Raw genomic sequence first — 17,253 nt, forward strand, 5'->3', positions numbered from 1 at the left:
TCCTCCGCTTAGAGCGCGACGCCGAGCAGGGCGTCGACGAGTGCGCGGATGAGTGCCGGGTCGTCGACTCCTGACTCCACCGCGTCGTCGATCACCGCGAGCGAGCCGGGCGTGTCGAGGTCGTCGGCGAGTCGCTCGCGCACCCGCTCGAGCACGTCGAGCGCGCGGGCACCGGTCGTGGTGGCACGGATGCCGCGCCAGGCATCCAGCCGGCGGAGCGCCGCCTCGAGTCCTTCCTGCGTCCACTCCCACTCGTCGCGGTAGTGGTGAGCGAGCAGCGCCAGCCTGATGGCGGCGGCAGGCACACCGCGCTGTAACAGGTCAGAGACCAGAACGAGGTTGCCCAGGGACTTGCTCATCTTCTCGCCCTGGTACGCGACCAGCCCGGCGTGGCTGAAGACCTTCGCGAGCGGATGCCCGCTGAGTGCCGCCGCGTGGCCCGCGCTGAGGTCGTGGTGCGGGAAGATCAGGTCCGCTCCCCCGCCCTGCACGGTGAAGTCGTGCCCGAGGTGCTTGAGCGCGATGACCGAGCACTCGATGTGCCAGCCGGGCCGGCCCCGGCCGAGCACCGATGCCCACGACGGCTCCCCCTCGCGGGCGGCGCGCCAGAGCAGCGGGTCGAGCGCGTCCCGTTTGCCCACGCGGTCGGGGTCACCGCCGCGCTCGGCGGACAGGGCGAGCATGTCAGCCCGGTCGAGGTTGCTCTCCTCCCCGATCCGCCACGGGCTGGTGCGCTCCGCCGAGGCGATGTCGAAGTAGACGTCGTCGGTCTCGGCGCCGCCGGCACCCGCGTCGGGCGTAGGCACTCGATAGGCGGTGCCGCGTTCGAGCAGGAGGGCAACGGCATCCGCGATCTCGTCGATCACCTCGGTGACGGCGACGTAGTCCTGGGGCGGCAGGATGCGCAGCGCGGTCATGTCGCCGCGGAACAGGTCGATCTGCTGATCGGCGAGTTCGCGCCATGGCACGCCGGTGGCCTCAGCGCGTTCCAGGAGAGGATCGTCGATGTCGGTGATGTTCTGGGCGTAGTGCACCTCGAGCCCGGCGTCCAGCCACACCCGCTGCAGCGTGTCGAACGCGAGATACGTGCTCGCGTGACCGATGTGCGTGGCGTCGTATGGGGTGATTCCGCACACGTAGAGCCTGGCGATGGTGTCGTCTGGCGCTGAGCAGAGCCTTTCGCCTGTGGCCGTGTCGTGCAGACGTGGCGGCCTGCCCGTGCCGGGGAGGGGCGGTACCTGCGGCCGCACCCAGGACTCAGGCATTCAGCACCCCCGCACCGAGGAGGATCATCAGGAGCACGCCGAGCGCAATGCGGTAGACGACGAACGGCAGGAAGCTGCGTCGTGAGATGTAGCGCATGAAGAATGCGATCACGAGCAACCCGACCGCGAAGGCCACGACCGTGGCGCCGAACGTGTCGACCGCGTTGAAGACCTCGGGGGTGCACGCGTGCGTCGTCGCTTCGTGCGACCCCGCCACGCACGGATGCTTGACCGACTTGTACAGCTCGTACAGTCCGCTCCCGAAGACGGCGGGCATGGCCAGCAGGAACGAGTACCTGGCGGCCGCGCTGCGCTGGTAGCCCATGAACAGACCGGCCGAGATGGTTCCACCGGAGCGGGAGACGCCGGGGACGAGGGCGAACGCCTGCGCGATGCCGTAGATCGCCGCGTGCCCCCAGGTCAGCTCTGAGACGCGGCGCGTCTTCGCGCCGAGGTAGTCCGCGACCCACAGCACGACCGCGAACACGATGAGCGTGACGGCGACGATCCAGAGCGAGCGGAACGTGGTCTCGATCGCGTTCTGGAACAGCAGCCCGAGCACGACGATCGGGATGCTGCCCACGATGATCATCCAGCCGAGACGCGCCGTCGGGTCGTTCCGCGGGATGCGGCCGAACAGGGCGAGGAACCATCGCCCGATGATGTGCGTGACGTCGTGCCAGAAGTAGACGAGCACGGCGAGCTCGGTGCCGAGCTGGATGATGGCGGTGAACGCCGCTCCCGGGTCCTCCCCCGTGCCGATCAGCTCGCCGACGATGCGCACGTGCGCGCTCGAGGAGACGGGCAGGAACTCGGTGAGCCCCTGCACGAGGCCGAGGATCAGCGCGTTGACGAAATCCATCGCACCCTTTCGGTGGGTCGGGCCATAAGGGCGGCGTCAGTAGGTGGAGAGCAGGTGGCGCAGCACGGTGCGGCCGAATACGAGCGCGTCGAGCGGAACCCGCTCGTCGACCCCGTGGAACATGGCGGGAAAATCGATGTCGGTGGGCAGCTTCAGCGGGGCGAAGCCGTAGCCGGTGATGCCGAGCCTGCTGAGCGCCTTGTTGTCGGTGCCTCCGGAGAGCAGGTACGGCAGCACGACGGCGTCGGAGTCGTGCGACAGCAGGGCATCCGTCATGGCATCCACGAGAGGGCCGGCGAACGGCGCTTCGAGACCGATGTCGCGGTGCACGATCTCGATGTCGACGTCGTCGTCGACGAGCTCGCGCACCTTCAGCAGCACGTCATCCTCCTCACCGGCGAGGGTGCGGATGTCGACCAGCGCCTCCGCGCGCTCCGGCACGACGTTGTGCTTGTAGCCGGCCTTCAGCAGAGTGGGGTTGCTCGTGGTGCGCAGTGTGGCACGGATGAAACCGGATGCCGTTCCGCTGCGCAGCACCACCTCGTCCGGCCCCAGCGCGACCGGGTCGACGTCGAGCAGGCGGGCGAGTTCGCCGACCAGCTGGGCCGTCGTCTCGGTGAGACGCACGGGCCATTCGTGCGTGCCGATCGCGACGACCGCTTTCGCCAGCTTCGTGACGGCGTTCTCATTCACCATGCGGGAGCCGTGTGCCGCCTTGCCACGTGCGACGAGGCGGATCCAGACCAGGGACTTCTCCCCCGTCTGCATCAGGTATGCCCGGGTGCCCGCGAGGTCGACGGAGTAACCACCGACCTCGCTGATGGCCTCCGTGGCGCCTTCGAAGACGTCGGGATGCTCGTCGACCATGAAGTGCGAACCGAACAGGCCGCCGTCCTCCTCGTCGGCGAAGAAAGCGATGACGAGGTCGCGTTCCGGCGCTTGCCCCGCACGCAGGATGTCGCCCAACGCGGTGAGGATCATCGCGTCCATGTTCTTCATGTCCACGGCCCCGCGGCCCCAGAGCAGTCCGTCGTGGATCTCGCCGGCGAAGGGGTCGAAGGTCCAGTCTGACGGGTCGGCAGGCACGACATCCAGGTGGCCGTGCACGACGAGGGCCGGTTTGCTGCGGTCGCGTCCATCGACGCGGGCGACGACGGTGGTGCGGTCGGGCCGCGACTCGAACGTCCGGGGCTTCAGCCCCAGGGAGGCGAGGTGCTCGCTGACGTAGGTTGCGGCATCCGTCTCGCCTTTCGCCCGTCCTTCGCCCCAGTTGGTGGTGTCGATGCGGATGAGATCCCGTGCGATGCGCGCCGTCTCGTCGAGGCTCTGCTCGGTTCCCGATCCGTCGGCGCTGGTGGTGGCGTCGTCCGGGTTGGTCATGGGTGCAACGCTACCGGGAGGGGGTTCTCGGCGACCAATCGGATGCCTGTGCTCGCCCCCTCCGGCGGCCACCGCGGTCTCTCCGGCGCGGGCGGAAGGGGCATCGGATTCGTGCTAACCTCGTACGTCGGTGGCCGATTGGTCGGCCTCCGGAAAGTGCGCGCGGGTGGCGGAATAGGCAGACGCGCTAGCTTGAGGTGCTAGTGCCCTTTATCGGGCGTGGGGGTTCAAGTCCCCCCTCGCGCACGAAATGAGAAGAGCCGGTCCGAAAGGACCGGCTCTTCTCATTTCATCCGCGTGCGGGTCTCCTTGAACCCTTCGGGGGTGGGCCCCCACGGCGCGTAGGGGCCCCGGGCGCCGCGAAGCGGCGGTTGGAGGGGCCGTAGGGACAAGTCCCCCCTCGCCGGTTTCGAAGCACCGCTTCGAAACCGCACCTGGAACGTCTACGGAACCCCTCGGGGGTGGGCCCCCACGGCGCGTAGGGCCCCCGGGCGGGGTTCACCAGCCGAGCACGCCTGCATCCTCCTGGAACGTGCCCGTCGGCCCGTCCACCCCGATGTTCGCCCACGCGGCGACGACCTCTGCGCTCTCGGACGCAGGGCGTCCGGGATGGCTGCCCGGGTCTCCCCCACCGAGCTCGGTCGCCGTGATGCCGGGCTCGACGGCGTTGAACTTCACCTCCGGAACCACCTTCGCGTACTGAACCGTGAGCATCGAGACGGCTGCCTTGCTCGACCCGTAAACGATCGACGGATAGTGCGAGGCAGGACGGGATGGCTCGTGCGTCGCCCAGAATGAGCCGAGTGCGCTCGACACATTGACGACGACGGGATTGGGTGATCGACGCAGAAGCGGCAGCGCAGCTTCCGTGACCCGGATGATGCCCACCGCGTTCGTGTCGTACACCTCGAGCGCGCTGGGTCCGTCGACGGCCTCGCCCTGCCCGTCCGCGGTGCGCTTGGCTATCCCGGCATTGTTGACGAGTACGTCGAGTCCGCCCTCGCTCGCAATCGTTGCCATGGCGGACTCGACGGAGACGTCGTCCGTCACGTCCAGCTGCACGAATCGGGCGCCGAGCTCGTCGGCGGCTTCGCGTCCGCGCTGCTCGTCGCGCGATCCGATGTAGACGGTGTGGCCCAGTTCGATGAGGCGGCGGGCGGTTTCCTTGCCGAGGCCCTTGTTGGCCCCGGTGATGAGTGTCGTGGTCATGGGTCAATGCTCTGCCTGGGTTCGACGCGCAGGCAGTCGTCTCTTCTTCGTAGGACTGGCAGTGCCACGACAACGCGTGTGCCGCGGAGCAGACTGGAGCCGTGGAGCAGCAGGAGTTCGGCCGCACGGTTCGGCGTTGGCGTGATCGGGTGGCACCTGAGACCGTCGGAGCTCCGGTCGGCACCCGCCGACGCGCCGAAGGTCTTCGTCGCGAGGAGCTGGCTGCCCTGGCCGGGATCTCCGTCGACTACCTCACAAGGCTGGAGCAGGGGCGTGCCACCTCGCCGTCTGGTCAGGTGGTCGAGGCTCTGGCACGAGCACTGCGCCTGACCGATCCGGAACGCGAACTGCTGTTCCGGCTCGCCGGGCTGGCTGTTCCCGGTCGTGAACTGGTCCCGGCGCGCATTCCGCCGAGCGTGCAGCGGATGCTGGATCGGCTTTCCGAGAACCCGATCGCCGTGTACGACGCCATGTGGAATCTCCTCGTCACGAACGCCGCGTACGACGCGCTCACCGGCGCCTCGGCCTGGCGGGGCATCCAGCGCAATGGAGTGTGGCGGAACATGGTCGGGCCCGGCCCGGTGGCCGAACTCGGTCCGGACGAGCTTCTCGATCAGCAGGCCGGGCTCGTCGCGGATCTGAGGCTCTCGGCGGCGAAGTATCCCGCAGACCCCAGGCTGCGCGCCCTGGTGTCCCGGCTCCGGCGGGAAAGTACACGGTTCTCGGAGCTCTGGGACGACGGCGAGATGCGGCTGCACGAGGATCACTCCCGCCATAAGTTCATCGAGCATCCGGAAGCCGGCCGCATCGGTCTGGACTGCGACACGTTCATCGTGGCCGGTGATGATCTGCGGATCATGATCTACTCGGCCCAGCCGGGAACGGAGGATGCCGAGCGGCTGAAGCTGGCCATCGTTCTCGGCACGCAGGCGTTCGCCGAAGTACCGTCGAGGGGCGGGTCAGGACGATAGCGGACGCCTACCCCTTCGCGGCGACGTGCCCCAGGATGGCGGGAATCACCGTCTCACCGTAGACCCGCAGGGTCTCCTCCTTGTCGTCGTGCTGAAGGTATCCGGCGAACTGGGTGACGCCCAGCTCCCGCAACGCTTTCAGCTTCGCGATGTGGTCCTCGGCCGGCCCGAGCACGCAAAGCCGGTCGACGATCTCATCGGAGACGAAGGCGGTATGGGTGTTCCCGGCCCGGCCGTGCTCGTTGTAGTCGTAGCCTTCGCGCTCCCTGATGTAGTCCGACAGCACCTGGGGAACGGCGCCTCCGCTCTCGCCGTAACGGCGCACGATATCGGCGATGTGGTTGCCGACCATGCCGCCGAACCATCGGGTCTGCTCGCGTTGATGGGCGACATCCGTTCCCACGTACATCGGCGCGGCCACGCAGATGGCCAGGGACTCGGGGTCGCGACCTGCCGCGCGTGCGGCATCTTTGACGGCCCGGATCATCCACTCGGCGACGTCGAGGTCCGCAAGCTGCAGGATGTACCCGTCACCGACCTCGCCGGTGAGTTTCAGCGCTTGCGGTCCGTACGCGGCGACCCACACCTGAAGCTCGCTCCCCTTCGACCACGGGAAGCGCAGGGTGGACCCCTTGTACTCGACCGACCGGCTGTTGGCGAGCTCGCGGATGACGTGGATCGCCTCGCGCAGTTCGGCCATCGTCACCGGCTTGCCGTTCGTGACGCGCACGGCCGAGTCGCCTCGGCCGATGCCGCAGACCGTGCGGTTGCCGTACAGCTCGTTGAGCGTGGCGAAGACGGATGCCGTCACCGTCCAATCCCGTGTTGCCGGATTCGTGACGAAGGGTCCCACCTTGATGCGGTGTGTGCGGGCGAGGATCTGGGAGTGGATGACGTACGGCTCCTCCCAGAGCAGGTGCGAGTCGAACGTCCACGCGTGGCTGAAGCCGTACTGCTCTGCGAGCTCGGCGAGATGCACCACCCGGCTCGCGGGCGGATCGGTCTGCAGAACGACGCCGAACTCCATGAGCGGATGCCTCTCTCGTCACACCAGGTATTGGCTGAGCCCGCGCTTGAGGAAGACGCCGTCGCCCTTGGTACCGACGTATTCGCCGTCGTCGACGATGACCTTGCCCTTCGACAGCACCGTGTGCACCCGGCCGTCGATCTCGAAGCCCTCCCACGCGGAGTAGTCGAGGTTCATGTGGTGCGTCGCGGCCGAGATGGTGGTGTGACCGTTCGGGTCGTAGACGACGACGTCGCCGTCCGCGCCGGGCTGGATCACGCCCTTGCGCCCGTACAGACCGAACATGCGGGCGGGCGTCGTGGAGCTGATCTCGACGAAACGCTCGAGCGAGATCTTGCCCGTCGCGACCGCCTGGTACAGCAGGTCGATCCGATGCTCAACGGTGCCGATGCCGTTCGGGATCTTCGCGAAGCTGGCCAGCCCCAGCTCCTTCTGGTCCTTCATGCAGAACGGGCAGTGATCCGTGGAGACGAGCTGGAGCTCGTTCGTGCGCAGCGCGCGCCAGAGCTCCTCGATGTGTCCCTCGTGCTTCGAGCGCAGCGGCGGTGAGGCCACCCACTTCGCTCCCTCGAAGTCGCCCCATCGGTCGCTGTGCGCGCCCAGCTGGTCCTCGAGGCTGAGATAGAGGTACTGCGGGCACGTCTCGCCGAACACGTTCGAGCCTCGGTGGCGCGCGGCGGCGATCTGTTCGACGGCCTGCTTCGCGCTCACGTGCACGAAATACAGCGGCGTGCCGGCCACGTCGGCGATCATGATGGCTCTGTGCGTGGCTTCCTCCTCCATCTGCCACGGGCGGGTGAGCCCGTGGTACACGGGGCCGGTGTCGCCTGCGGCGAGCGCCTGCTGCACGAGCACATCGATGACCGAACCGTTCTCGGCGTGCATCATCATCAGCGCGCCGTTCTCGGCACCCTTCTGGAACGCCCGGAAGATCTGCCCGTCGTCGGAGAGGAACACGCCCTTGTACGCCATGAAAAGCTTGAAACTCGTCACGCCCTCGTTCACGAGCTCGTCCATTGCGATCAGCGACGAGTCCTGCACGTCGGAGAGGATCTGGTGGAACCCGTAGTCGATCGCGCAGTTGCCCGCAGCCTTCTCGTGCCACAGGTGGTACTGGTCGAGCACGTTCTGATCGGGATACTGCGTGACGAAGTCGATGACGGTCGTCGTTCCGCCGATCGCTGCTGCCCTGGTGCCGGTCTCGAAGGTGTCGCTGGCGTTCGTGCCGCCGAACGGCATCTCCATGTGCGTGTGCGGATCGATTCCGCCGGGGATGACGTACTTTCCGCTGGCGTCGATGACGGTGTCGACGGATGCCTTCAGGTCGGAGCCCAGCAACTGCGAGCCCGGCTCGAGGACGGCGACGATGGTCGCCCCGTCGACGAGCACGTCGGCGGCCGCCCGTCCGGTCGAGCTGACCACGGTACCGCCGGTGATGAGCGTCTTCATCGTGTCTCCTACGGCTTCGGGATGCCCGTGTACGACTCGGGGCGCCGGTCTCGGTAGAACTGCCAGTCGTCGCGCGTCTGCCGCACGAGGTCGAGGTCGAGATCGCGGATGACGAGCTCTTCGTGCTCACTCGAGCCGTATCCGCCGATGACGTTCCCGCGCGGGTCGACGAACTGGCTGGATCCATAGAAGTCGACCGCCAGGTCTCCGTACTCGTTGTCTTCCCGGCCGACCCGGTTGGGCGCGGCGACGAAGTAGCCGTTCGCGGCCGCAGCGGCAGGCTGCTCGATCTCCCACAGGCGGTTGCTGAGCCCCGGTTTGGTCGCGTTCGGGTTGAAGACGATCTGCGCGCCGGCCAGGCCGAGCTCGCGCCACCCTTCGGGGAAGTGCCGGTCGTAGCAGATGTACACGCCGATCGGTCCGACGGCCGTCTTGAAGACGGGGTATCCGAGGTTGCCTGGACGGAAGTAGAACTTCTCCCAGAACTTGTCGAGGTTGGGGATGTGGTGCTTGCGGTACTTGCCGAGGACGGCGCCATCGGCATCCACGACGACGGCCGTGTTGTAGTAGACGCCGGGTTGCTCCTCTTCGTAGATGGGCAGGATCATCACGAGGCCCAGTTCCTCGGCGAGTGCCACGAAGCGCTGCACGGTCGGCCCGTCAGCCGGTTCGGCGAAGGAGTAGTACTTCTTGTCTTCGGTGATGCCGAAGTACGGCCCGTAGAACAGCTCCTGGAAGCAGATCACCTGTGCGCCCTGAGCCGCCGCGTCGCGGGCGAATCCCTCGTGCTTGACGATCATGGACTCTTTGTCGCCGGTCCAGGTGGTCTGGCTGATGGCCGCTCGAATCGTGGTCACGTTCGTCCTCTCCATCGGTGTTCCCCGCATTAAACGCTCGAGAGGTGATCTTCGCTACGGAAGGACTCGAATGGGGCACAATGCGCTCGGATGCGCAGCCACAGGCGTTTCCCCGGTGCGTTGCCGGCCTATGCCGCGGGCTTCGTGGGCTCGATGAGGGATGCGTCGCCGGGGTCGGCGGTGCGGGAGCTGTTGACCTTGGGGTCGACTTCGTAGCTCGTGATCGTGCCGGCGACCTTGTCGGACTCCGCCGTCAGAAGCTGCACCATGTGCTCCTTGGCTGCGTCGTCGAGCTTGTCAGGGGTGAGGAACTCCTCCCAGACATCGCGGTCGAGGAACACCGGCATCCGCTCGTGGATCTCACCGGATGCGTCGCGAGCCGGCCGGGTGATGATCGCGGTGGACACCACCCATTCGTCGTCGACCTTCCTGGCCGTGTAGATGCCTGCGGCGGCGAGAAGGCCGCCCGCCTCGGAGTGCAGGAAATGGGGTTGCTTGTGGCCGGCCTCGCCGGTCCATTCGTAGTAACCGCGCATCGGGACGATGGCTCTGGATGCTGCGAACGCACCCTTCCAGAGTCCGTTGCTGGTGACCGTCTCGATACGGGCGTTGAAGTTCGGGCGTTTCGAGTCGCGCATGAACGCGGGATGGAAGTCCCAGACCGCGGCATCGACGCTGCGCCGCACCTCACCGGTCTGTTTGTCGACGCGTTCCCTGACGATGGGCACGACGTCCGTCGGGGCTATCGAGTAGCTCGGCCGCCAGTCGCGATAGTCGCCACCGGAGGCGACGAACTCCTGGATCAATTCATCGACGTGGTCGTCGAGAGCGAATCTGCCACACTGGTCCAGCTTCTCACCTGCGTCTGTCGGTGCGTGATGAGAGGATGCTTCCGCGCACTATCGCGTGCCGCGAGCACATAGCGTATCTTCGAAGAAGAAGTCGCAAACGACACGCCGCTGATGTTTGACAGTCTCGAAGATGCGTTCGAAACTGGAGTGGTGACCCTTCTCGTTTCCGATCTGCCGGCGGAGTACCCACCCCCGCCGATGCGATCGGTGCGGCCGGTCATCCATGACGTCGGCGATACCGCCGTCGAACGTGCAAAGGCAGACCTGGAACGACTGCTCAGCCTCCGCTCCAGGATGGGTGAGCTGGAAAGCGCCCGTGTCGACGACGGGGTGCTGCGCACCGACCCCGTGCTGGCTCCTCTGCTCCCCGGCGGCGGCCTGCAGCCCGGCGGCGTCTACTCCGTTCAGGGCGCCACCTCCCTGGTCATGGCGTTGCTGGCCGGCCCGAGCGCTGAAGGTGCGTGGAGCGCCGTGGTGGGCATGCCCGGGTTCGGCGCAGAGGCAGCGGCACGGCTGGGCGTCGACCTCGACCGGCTCGTGCTGGTGCCGCATCCCGGCGACCGCTGGTTCAGTGTGACCGCCGCGCTCGCCGACGCGGTGAGCGTCGTCGTCACCGTGCCGGGTTCGAGAGTGGGCGAAGCGGAGGCGGCCAGGCTGGCGGCCAGGCTGCGGCAACGCCGTGCGGTGCTCCTCGTGTGCGGCGCATGGCCACGGGTGGATGCACGGGTGGGCGTGGCATCCGCCCGTTGGGCCGGTGTCGGCGATGGGCACGGCTACCTGGCGGAGCGCGAGCTCACGGTCGCAGTGGAGAGCAGATCGTGGGGGCGGGAACGCAGAGCGAAGCTCCTGCTGACGCCGGACGGACGGCTGCACGAGACGACACCGTCGCGGCATACCACGTCGCGTCACCAGAGTGCGCCATCGCACAAGACCGCGCAGGAGCAGGAGACCTTCCCCGCGCTGAAGGCGGTGGTCTGAATGGCGATACGCGACGCCGATCGCACCGGCCGGCGCAGCATCGTGCTGTGGTGTCCGGACTGGCCGGTGCGGGCGGCGGTGGCAGCGGGACTGGCCGAGCACGGGCATCCGATCGCGCTCATCGACAAAGGAATGGTGTTCGCAGCCTCTGCCGCCGCGCGACGCGATGGGGTACGGCGCGGACTGCGCGTGCGAGAGGCGCAGGCACGCTGTTCGGCACTGACCGTGCTGCACTACGACGTGTCCATCGACCAGCGGGAGTTCGATCCGCTGCTCACGGCGATCGAGCAGGCCGTTCCCGGGGTGCAGCCCATCCGGCCGGGGCTGTGTGCGCTGAGAGCGCGGGGTCCGGCGCGCTATTACGGGGGCGAAGACGCCGCAGCCGCCGAACTGCTGCGCGTCGCTGCCGAGCACGGCTCTCCGGATGCCTGCGTGGGGATCGCCGACGGCCCGTTCGCCGCGGAGCAGGCAGCGAGGGCAGCGGGAAGGGTGACCTTCGGCACGAGCCGCACCCTGATCGTGGAACCGGGACGCACCGCGGAGTTCCTCGCCCCGCTGCCGGTTGACGTGCTCGACGACGCCGACTACGTCACGCTGCTGCACCGGCTGAGCCTGGACACGCTGGGCGCCGTGGCGAAGCTGGGCCCGCTCGAGCTGGAGGACAGATTCGGCGAGCTCGGCGTGCGCACCCACGCGCTGGCGAACGGTTCGGAACGCACCACCGTCGTGCCGCGTGCTCCGCAGGCGGTGCTGGAGCGTCAGGCCGAGTTCGAGCCGGGACTGGAACGGGTGGACGAGCTCACGTTCGCCTTCCGTCGAACGGCCGACGACTTCGTGGCATCCCTGACGGCGGCGAAACTCGTCGCCACGGCGATCACCGTCGTCGTGCTCGCCGAATCGGGTGCGGTCAGCGAACGCACGTGGCTGCATCCCAGGTGGTTCACGGCATCCGACGTGGTCGACCGGGTGCGATGGCAGCTGCAGGGCACAGGAACCGACAGCGGACTGGACTCCCCCGTCGTACAGGTGACGGTGGCCCCCGAATCGGTCGACGCGATCGGCAACCACGAAGACGGCCTGTTCGGCGCAGGACCGGACGAGCGCGTGCACCACGCGCTCTCCAGGGTGCAGAGCATGCTCGGGCACGACGCGGTCGGCACGGCGGCGATCGGCGGCGGACGTCTGCTCGCCGACCGTTCCGTTCTGGTCCCCTGGGGTGACCGGGTTCCGGATGCCGTGACCGTCGACGCAGCGAAACCGTGGCCGGGTGCCCTTCCACCGCCGTTGCCCGCCACCGTCTACTCGCCGCCGGTGCGATGCACGGTGACGGCGGCATCCGGAGAGCCGATCGACGTGGACGAGACGGGTATGCTCACCGCGCACCCCGCGCGCTTCTCCCCCGCTCCTGGCAGAGCTCCGTCACAGGTGACGGCATGGACGGGACCATGGCCGGTCGAGGAGCGCTGGTGGGATCCGGATGCCGCCCGCAGCATGAACCGGCTGCAGCTCGTCGACGAGACCGGCAGCGCCTGGCTCGTGCTGCTCGAGCGCGGCGAATGGATGCTGGAGGCCCGCTATGACTGAGACGGCGCCATGACTGGCGGGATGCGCTGATGGGCTGGAAGAACCCCGCGATACCGTGGTCCGAGCTGGAGCGCACGCTCTCTGGCCGACGCCCTCCGGAGGGCAGCCTCGCCGCGCTGGACTCCCCCGCCCGAAGCGTGAAGCGCAGGACCTACCAAGGCGAGCGCATCGTCCCGGTGGCAGGCCCTTACGTGCCGTACGCGGAGCTGCACGCGCACTCCAACTTCAGCTTCCTCGACGGGGCGAGCGATCCGGAACGGTTGATCGAAGAGGCCGCGCGACTGAGACTCACCGGGCTGGCACTCACGGACCACGATGGGCTGTACGGTGTGGTGCGCCTGGCGGAGGCGGCCGAGACGCACTCCAGCGTGAAGACGGTGTTCGGCGCAGAGCTGTCGATCGGTCTGAGCAAGCCGCAGAACGGTGAGGCGGATCCGCAGGGGTCCCACCTGCTCGTGCTCGCCCGCGGCGAGGAGGGGTATCACCGCCTCGCCGGTGCGATCACGGATGCCCAGCTGCATCCGGATGCCGAAAAGGGCCGCCCCGTCTACGATCTGCGGCAGCTGGCCGAGCAGGCGGGCGGCCACTGGACGGTGCTCACCGGATGCCGCAAGGGTGCCGTGCGGCAGGCACTGACGGGCAGCAGCGACAGCGGCGCCGATCCGGACCTCGACGCCGCATCCCGTGCCCTGGACGAGCTCATCGAGCTGTTCGGCACGGAGCACGTGGTCGTCGAACTGTTCGACACCGGCTCCCCGCTGGACACCGTGCACAACGACGCGCTCTACGCACTGGCGCGACGCAAGGGGCTGGCATCCGTCGCGACAGGTCTCGTGCACTACGCCACGAAGGCGGAGCGTCCGCTCGCCACGGCGATGGCGGCTGTGCGCGCCAGGCGCAGCCTGGACGAGCTCGACGGCTGGCTGCCCGCCGCTGCCACCTCGCGGATGCGCTCGGGTGCGGAGATGGCCAGGCGGTTCGCCCGCTACCCCGGTTCGATCGAGCAGACGGTCGTCATCGCCGAAAGCCACGCGTTCGCGCTGAGATCCGCCAAGCCGCGACTGCCGAAACAGGAGGTTCCCGAGGGACACACACCGATGAGCCACCTGCGCGAGCTCGTCGCGCGCGGAGTGGCCGAGAAGTACCCGCCGGACTATCCGCACGCGAGCGCCGAAGCCGTCACGGCACGCATGGAGCAGGAATTGAAGGTGATCGAGGAGAAGGACTTCCCCGGCTACTTCCTCATCGTGCACGACATCGTGCGGTTCGCCCGCAGCAAGGGCATCCTGTGCCAGGGCCGCGGCTCTGCCGCCAACTCCGCCGTCTGCTTCGCGCTGAGCATCACGGCGGTCGACTCGATCCAGTACAAGCTGCCGTTCGAGCGCTTCCTCTCCAGCCTGCGACCGGAGGAGCCCGACATCGATGTGGACTTCGACGCCAGGCGACGGGAGGAGGTGATCCAATACGTGTTCGACAAGTACGGCAGACGCAACGCCGCCCAGGTGGCCAACGTGATCAGCTACCGGCCGAAGAACGCGGTGCGCGATATGGCCAAGGCTCTCGGGCATTCGACGGGACAGCAGGATGCCTGGTCCAAGCAGGTGGAGAGATACGGCCCGGAGGTGTTCACCGGCGATCACGACATCCCGGATGCCGTCGTCGCGCTCTCCGAGCAGCTGCTGCGCGCGCCGCGGCACCTGGGCATCCACTCCGGAGGCATGGTGCTCACGGATCGGCCGATCGGTGAGGTGTGCGCCATCGAACACGCCCGCATGGAGAACCGCACCGTGCTGCAGTGGGACAAGAACGACTGCGAGTGGATGGGCCTGGTCAAGTTCGATCTGCTCGGACTCGGCATGCTCGCCGCCGTGCAGTACATGTTCGACATGATCGAGGCGCACCTCGGCGAGACCTGGACGCTGGCCACGCTGCCCAAGGAGGAGCCGGCGGTCTACGACATGCTGTGCAGGGCGGACGCCATCGGCGTGTTCCAGGTGGAGAGTCGCGCCCAGCTCGGCACGCTGCCGCGTCTGCTTCCTCGCGAGTTCTACGACCTCGTGATCGAGGTGGCGTTGATCCGGCCGGGGCCGATCCAGGGCGGTGCGGTGCATCCGTATATCCGCAGGCGTGCAGGCAAGGAGACCGTGACGTACGCGCACGACGACCTGATACCGGTGCTGGAACGCACGAAGGGCATCCCGCTGTTCCAGGAGCAGGTGATGCAGATGGCGATGGCTGTCGGAGACTGCACCGGTGAGGATGCCGACCTGCTGCGGCGGGCGATGGGGTCGAAGCGCGGCATCGAGAAGATCGAATCGCTGCGCGACAAGGTGTTCGCAGGCATGGCGAAGCGGGGACTGGACGACACGGCGGCGCAGGGCATCTGGTCGCAGATCGAGGCGTTCGCCGACTTCGGGTTCGCCGAGAGCCACGCGCTGAGCTTCGCGCTCATCGTCTACGCCAGCTCCTGGCTCAAGCTGCACTACCCCGCCGCGTTCCTCGCCTCGCTCATCAAAGCGCAGCCGATGGGCTTCTACTCGCCGCAGACGCTGACGCAGGATGCCGTGCGGCACGGTGTCGTCGTGCGGCACGTGGACATCCTGCGCTCGGGCGTGCATCCCGACCTGGAGCCCGTCGACATGGAGTCCGGCGGCGCCGTGCGCCCGGCGCCGACCGGGATGCCGGGATGCCTGGCGCAGAAGCAGCCGCCGGTGCCGAAGGAATTCCATCGCGACGCTCCGGATGCCTCCGCCTCCCACCGCAGAGACGCCGCGCTCGCCGTGCGCCTCGGCCTGGCCGGGGTGAACAGCATCGGCGAGAAGCACGCCAAGCGCATCGTCGAGGAGCGCGAGACGGCAGGACCGTTCACGAGCATGCACGACCTCGCCAGTCGTGTCGGCCTGACATCGCCGCAGCTGGAGGCGTTGTCGGCGGCAGGCGCGTTCGAATCGCTCGGGCTCACCCGCAGGCAAGCGTTGTGGGCGGCGGGCCCTGCGTCCAGGGAACGCAAGGACTACCTGCCCGCCACCGCGGTGTTCGTGCAGCCGCCGTTGCTTCCGATGCTGACGGCATCCGAGCAGACCGTGTACGACCTGTGGTCGACCGGTATCTCACCCGGCGACCATCCGATGCGACACGTGAGGCAGGGCCTGGCAGCCAGAGGAATCCGATCGATCGAGGAGCTGCTGACGGTGGAGACGGGAACGCGGGTGGAGGTGGCAGGCGTGGTCACGCACAGGCAGCGGCCTGCGACGGCGAGCGGAATCACGTTCCTGGGCCTCGAAGACGAGTCCGGCCTGCTCAACGTGATCTGCAGTGTCGGCGTGTGGGGTCGCTATCGGAGGATCGCTCGAGAGGCGGCCGCGATGGTGGTGCGGGGCATCCTGGAGCGAAGCGAGGAGGGCATCGTGAACGTCGTAGCCGATCGATTCGAGAACCTGCCGCTGAAGGCGCGGACCACCTCCCGCAACTTCCAGTAGGGCGAGAAAAGCGTGCGCTCAGCCCGGTTTGACGCTGTTGTCCTTCGACTTGCCCGGCGCGCCCGCGCTGTTGGGCCCTGGCGGCTCATCCATGAGGTGAAGGCCCTGCGTGCTGTTCGCCGACAGAGTGAGCAACTCGATCCACTCCCGGTTGATCACCGGCGGCTTGCTGCCCGAGTAGCGGAAGTACAGCGGAACGGACGGATCGATCCACACCGAGCTGCGCCCGTCTCCCACCGAGATGTCGTCGCGCCAGGTGAAGAAGAAACCCTCACGACGACGCAGCTTGGCCCCGATCACCACCTGGAGGTGGGCGAGAACGCGGTCCTCGAATTTCACTTCGATGTCGGATCCGCCGTACAAAAGAGCACCCACCACTACCTCCCGGGGATCACGGTCTCGAGCGGCAAGCTTACCGTCGCGCGGCTGCAGGCCGCGCTCCTGCAGCACGAGCATGTCAAGCCCTTGCCGTTCGCCCTGACCGCTTCGTAACGTCAGGGTTTGCCGCATCCGACCATCCGAGAAGGAGAAGCCATGGGCGACGAAGACAAGATCGAGAACAAGAAGGACGAGCTCTGGGGCAAGGGCAAGGAGGTCGTCGGCAAGGCGACCGGCGATGACGAGCTCGAGAACCAGGGCAAGTTCGATCAGACCAAGGCCAACCTCAAGCAGGCCGGTGAAAAGGTGAAGGACGCCTTCAGCGACAACGACTGAGGGCTTCGACGGCCAGGGCCGCACGCGAGTGGGATGCTCGCGTGCGGCCCTTCGTCATCCCCGGAGCAGTTCCTGCCAGCCGTCCGCCGTGGCGTTCTCGAAGATGAGGCTCGTCTGGGTGTGCGAGACGGCGGGGTCGCCGGTGAGGTATTCGAGCACGAAGTCGCGCAGCTCCCCGGAGTCGCGAGCGGCGACGTGCAGGAGATAGTCGTCGGACCCCGCGGTGTGGAACAGCCGCAGCACTCCTGGCCAGTGCGGTGCCGCCCCGCGGAAGGCGTCGATCTGCGCCCTGGAGTGCTTCGCGAGACGCACGGCGATGAGCGCCTGGAGCGGGATGCCCGCCGCGGCGAGGTCCACGTCGAGCCGGTATCCGGTGATCACTCCCCTGCGCTGCAGACTCTTCAGCCGCAAGGACACGGTGGACTCGGCCACACCGAGTTCTGCCGCCAGAGCGGAACCCGTGATGCGCGAGTTGCGGGACAACGCCAGCACGAGCCGGCGGTCGAGGGAGTCCAGTTCGGGAATCTTCGAGGCGGGCATGCGGGCATCCTCAATTCTGCAAGAAACTGCGATCATCCGGAGTCTTCTCGAAGGATATCCGAGCGAGCTACTCCAATGCGGGAGAAT

At 67.6% G+C, this 17,253-nt stretch carries 15 protein-coding genes and 1 tRNA gene; 6 read left to right on the forward strand and 10 right to left on the reverse strand.

Annotation, left to right across the window (positions count from 1 at the left end):
- Positions 1-8: 8 nt before the first annotated feature.
- The 3 genes from mshC to ACYVII_RS08655 are packed head-to-tail and all read right to left on the reverse strand — an operon-like array spanning position 9 to position 3,507.
- On the reverse strand, positions 9-1,265 hold the full coding sequence (gene mshC / locus ACYVII_RS08645) for a cysteine--1-D-myo-inosityl 2-amino-2-deoxy-alpha-D-glucopyranoside ligase (RefSeq protein ID WP_460533935.1): 1,257 nt from the start codon (positions 1,263-1,265) through the stop codon (positions 9-11).
- Complete coding sequence (locus tag ACYVII_RS08650; protein ID WP_460533937.1) at positions 1,258-2,127, reverse strand: undecaprenyl-diphosphate phosphatase; 870 nt, start codon at positions 2,125-2,127, stop codon at positions 1,258-1,260. The genes mshC and ACYVII_RS08650 overlap by 8 nt, the downstream gene beginning before the upstream one ends.
- 36 nt (positions 2,128-2,163) lie before the next feature.
- A complete protein-coding gene (locus ACYVII_RS08655) occupies positions 2,164-3,507 on the reverse strand; it encodes a M20/M25/M40 family metallo-hydrolase (protein WP_460533939.1) in 1,344 nt (447 codons plus the stop codon).
- Between the two features lie 160 nt (positions 3,508-3,667).
- Between ACYVII_RS08655 and ACYVII_RS08660 the strand changes: the two genes are divergently transcribed.
- Positions 3,668-3,753: transfer RNA gene (locus ACYVII_RS08660), tRNA-Leu, on the forward strand.
- Positions 3,754-4,005: 252 nt separating this feature from the next.
- Here ACYVII_RS08660 and ACYVII_RS08665 read toward each other — a convergent pair.
- Positions 4,006-4,716: a Rossmann-fold NAD(P)-binding domain-containing protein gene (locus ACYVII_RS08665; RefSeq protein ID WP_460533941.1), complete on the reverse strand. Its 711-nt coding sequence runs from the start codon at positions 4,714-4,716 to the stop codon at positions 4,006-4,008.
- 101 nt (positions 4,717-4,817) lie between these two features.
- On the opposite strand from ACYVII_RS08665, the gene ACYVII_RS08670 reads away from it, so the two are divergent.
- Complete coding sequence (locus ACYVII_RS08670; protein WP_460533943.1) at positions 4,818-5,687, forward strand: helix-turn-helix transcriptional regulator; 870 nt, start codon at positions 4,818-4,820, stop codon at positions 5,685-5,687.
- Between the two features lie 7 nt (positions 5,688-5,694).
- On the opposite strand, the gene ACYVII_RS08675 is transcribed toward ACYVII_RS08670, so the two are convergent.
- The 4 genes from ACYVII_RS08675 to ACYVII_RS08690 form a co-directional block, all read right to left on the reverse strand.
- Complete coding sequence (locus ACYVII_RS08675; protein ID WP_460533945.1) at positions 5,695-6,714, reverse strand: LLM class F420-dependent oxidoreductase; 1,020 nt, start codon at positions 6,712-6,714, stop codon at positions 5,695-5,697.
- Between the two features lie 18 nt (positions 6,715-6,732).
- Complete coding sequence (gene hydA, locus ACYVII_RS08680) at positions 6,733-8,163, reverse strand: dihydropyrimidinase (RefSeq protein ID WP_460533947.1); 1,431 nt, start codon at positions 8,161-8,163, stop codon at positions 6,733-6,735.
- A gap of 8 nt (positions 8,164-8,171) precedes the next feature.
- Positions 8,172-9,020: a carbon-nitrogen hydrolase family protein gene (locus ACYVII_RS08685; protein WP_460533949.1), complete on the reverse strand. Its 849-nt coding sequence runs from the start codon at positions 9,018-9,020 to the stop codon at positions 8,172-8,174.
- Positions 9,021-9,148: 128 nt separating this feature from the next.
- Positions 9,149-9,871 (reverse strand): SOS response-associated peptidase, encoded by a 723-nt coding sequence (locus ACYVII_RS08690; RefSeq protein WP_460534056.1) that lies wholly within the window; start codon positions 9,869-9,871, stop codon positions 9,149-9,151.
- A 150-nt stretch (positions 9,872-10,021) separates the two neighbouring features.
- Between ACYVII_RS08690 and ACYVII_RS08695 the strand changes: the two genes are divergently transcribed.
- The 3 genes from ACYVII_RS08695 to ACYVII_RS08705 are packed head-to-tail and all read left to right on the forward strand — an operon-like array spanning position 10,022 to position 15,912.
- A complete protein-coding gene (locus ACYVII_RS08695; RefSeq protein WP_460533951.1) occupies positions 10,022-10,849 on the forward strand; it encodes a hypothetical protein in 828 nt (275 codons plus the stop codon).
- Positions 10,850-12,433 carry a DNA polymerase Y family protein gene (locus ACYVII_RS08700; protein WP_460533953.1) on the forward strand — a complete coding sequence of 528 codons (1,584 nt, stop codon included), beginning with the start codon at positions 10,850-10,852 and terminating at the stop codon, positions 12,431-12,433.
- Positions 12,434-12,462: 29 nt separating this feature from the next.
- The gene (locus ACYVII_RS08705; protein ID WP_460533955.1) at positions 12,463-15,912 is read left to right on the forward strand and encodes an error-prone DNA polymerase; all 3,450 of its coding nucleotides are present in this window, start codon (positions 12,463-12,465) and stop codon (positions 15,910-15,912) included.
- Between the two features lie 18 nt (positions 15,913-15,930).
- Here the strand turns inward: ACYVII_RS08705 and ACYVII_RS08710 are convergent, their stop codons facing one another.
- A complete protein-coding gene (locus tag ACYVII_RS08710; RefSeq protein ID WP_460533957.1) occupies positions 15,931-16,422 on the reverse strand; it encodes a DUF7882 family protein in 492 nt (163 codons plus the stop codon).
- Positions 16,423-16,446: 24 nt separating this feature from the next.
- Between ACYVII_RS08710 and ACYVII_RS08715 the strand changes: the two genes are divergently transcribed.
- On the forward strand, positions 16,447-16,626 hold the full coding sequence (locus ACYVII_RS08715; protein ID WP_460533959.1) for a CsbD family protein: 180 nt from the start codon (positions 16,447-16,449) through the stop codon (positions 16,624-16,626).
- A 54-nt stretch (positions 16,627-16,680) separates the two neighbouring features.
- On the opposite strand, the gene ACYVII_RS08720 is transcribed toward ACYVII_RS08715, so the two are convergent.
- Positions 16,681-17,166, reverse strand: coding sequence for an Lrp/AsnC family transcriptional regulator (locus ACYVII_RS08720; protein ID WP_460533961.1), 486 nt, complete (start codon positions 17,164-17,166; stop codon positions 16,681-16,683).
- Positions 17,167-17,253 lie beyond the last annotated feature (87 nt).

The sequence above is a fragment of the Humibacter ginsengiterrae genome (assembly GCF_054780115.1).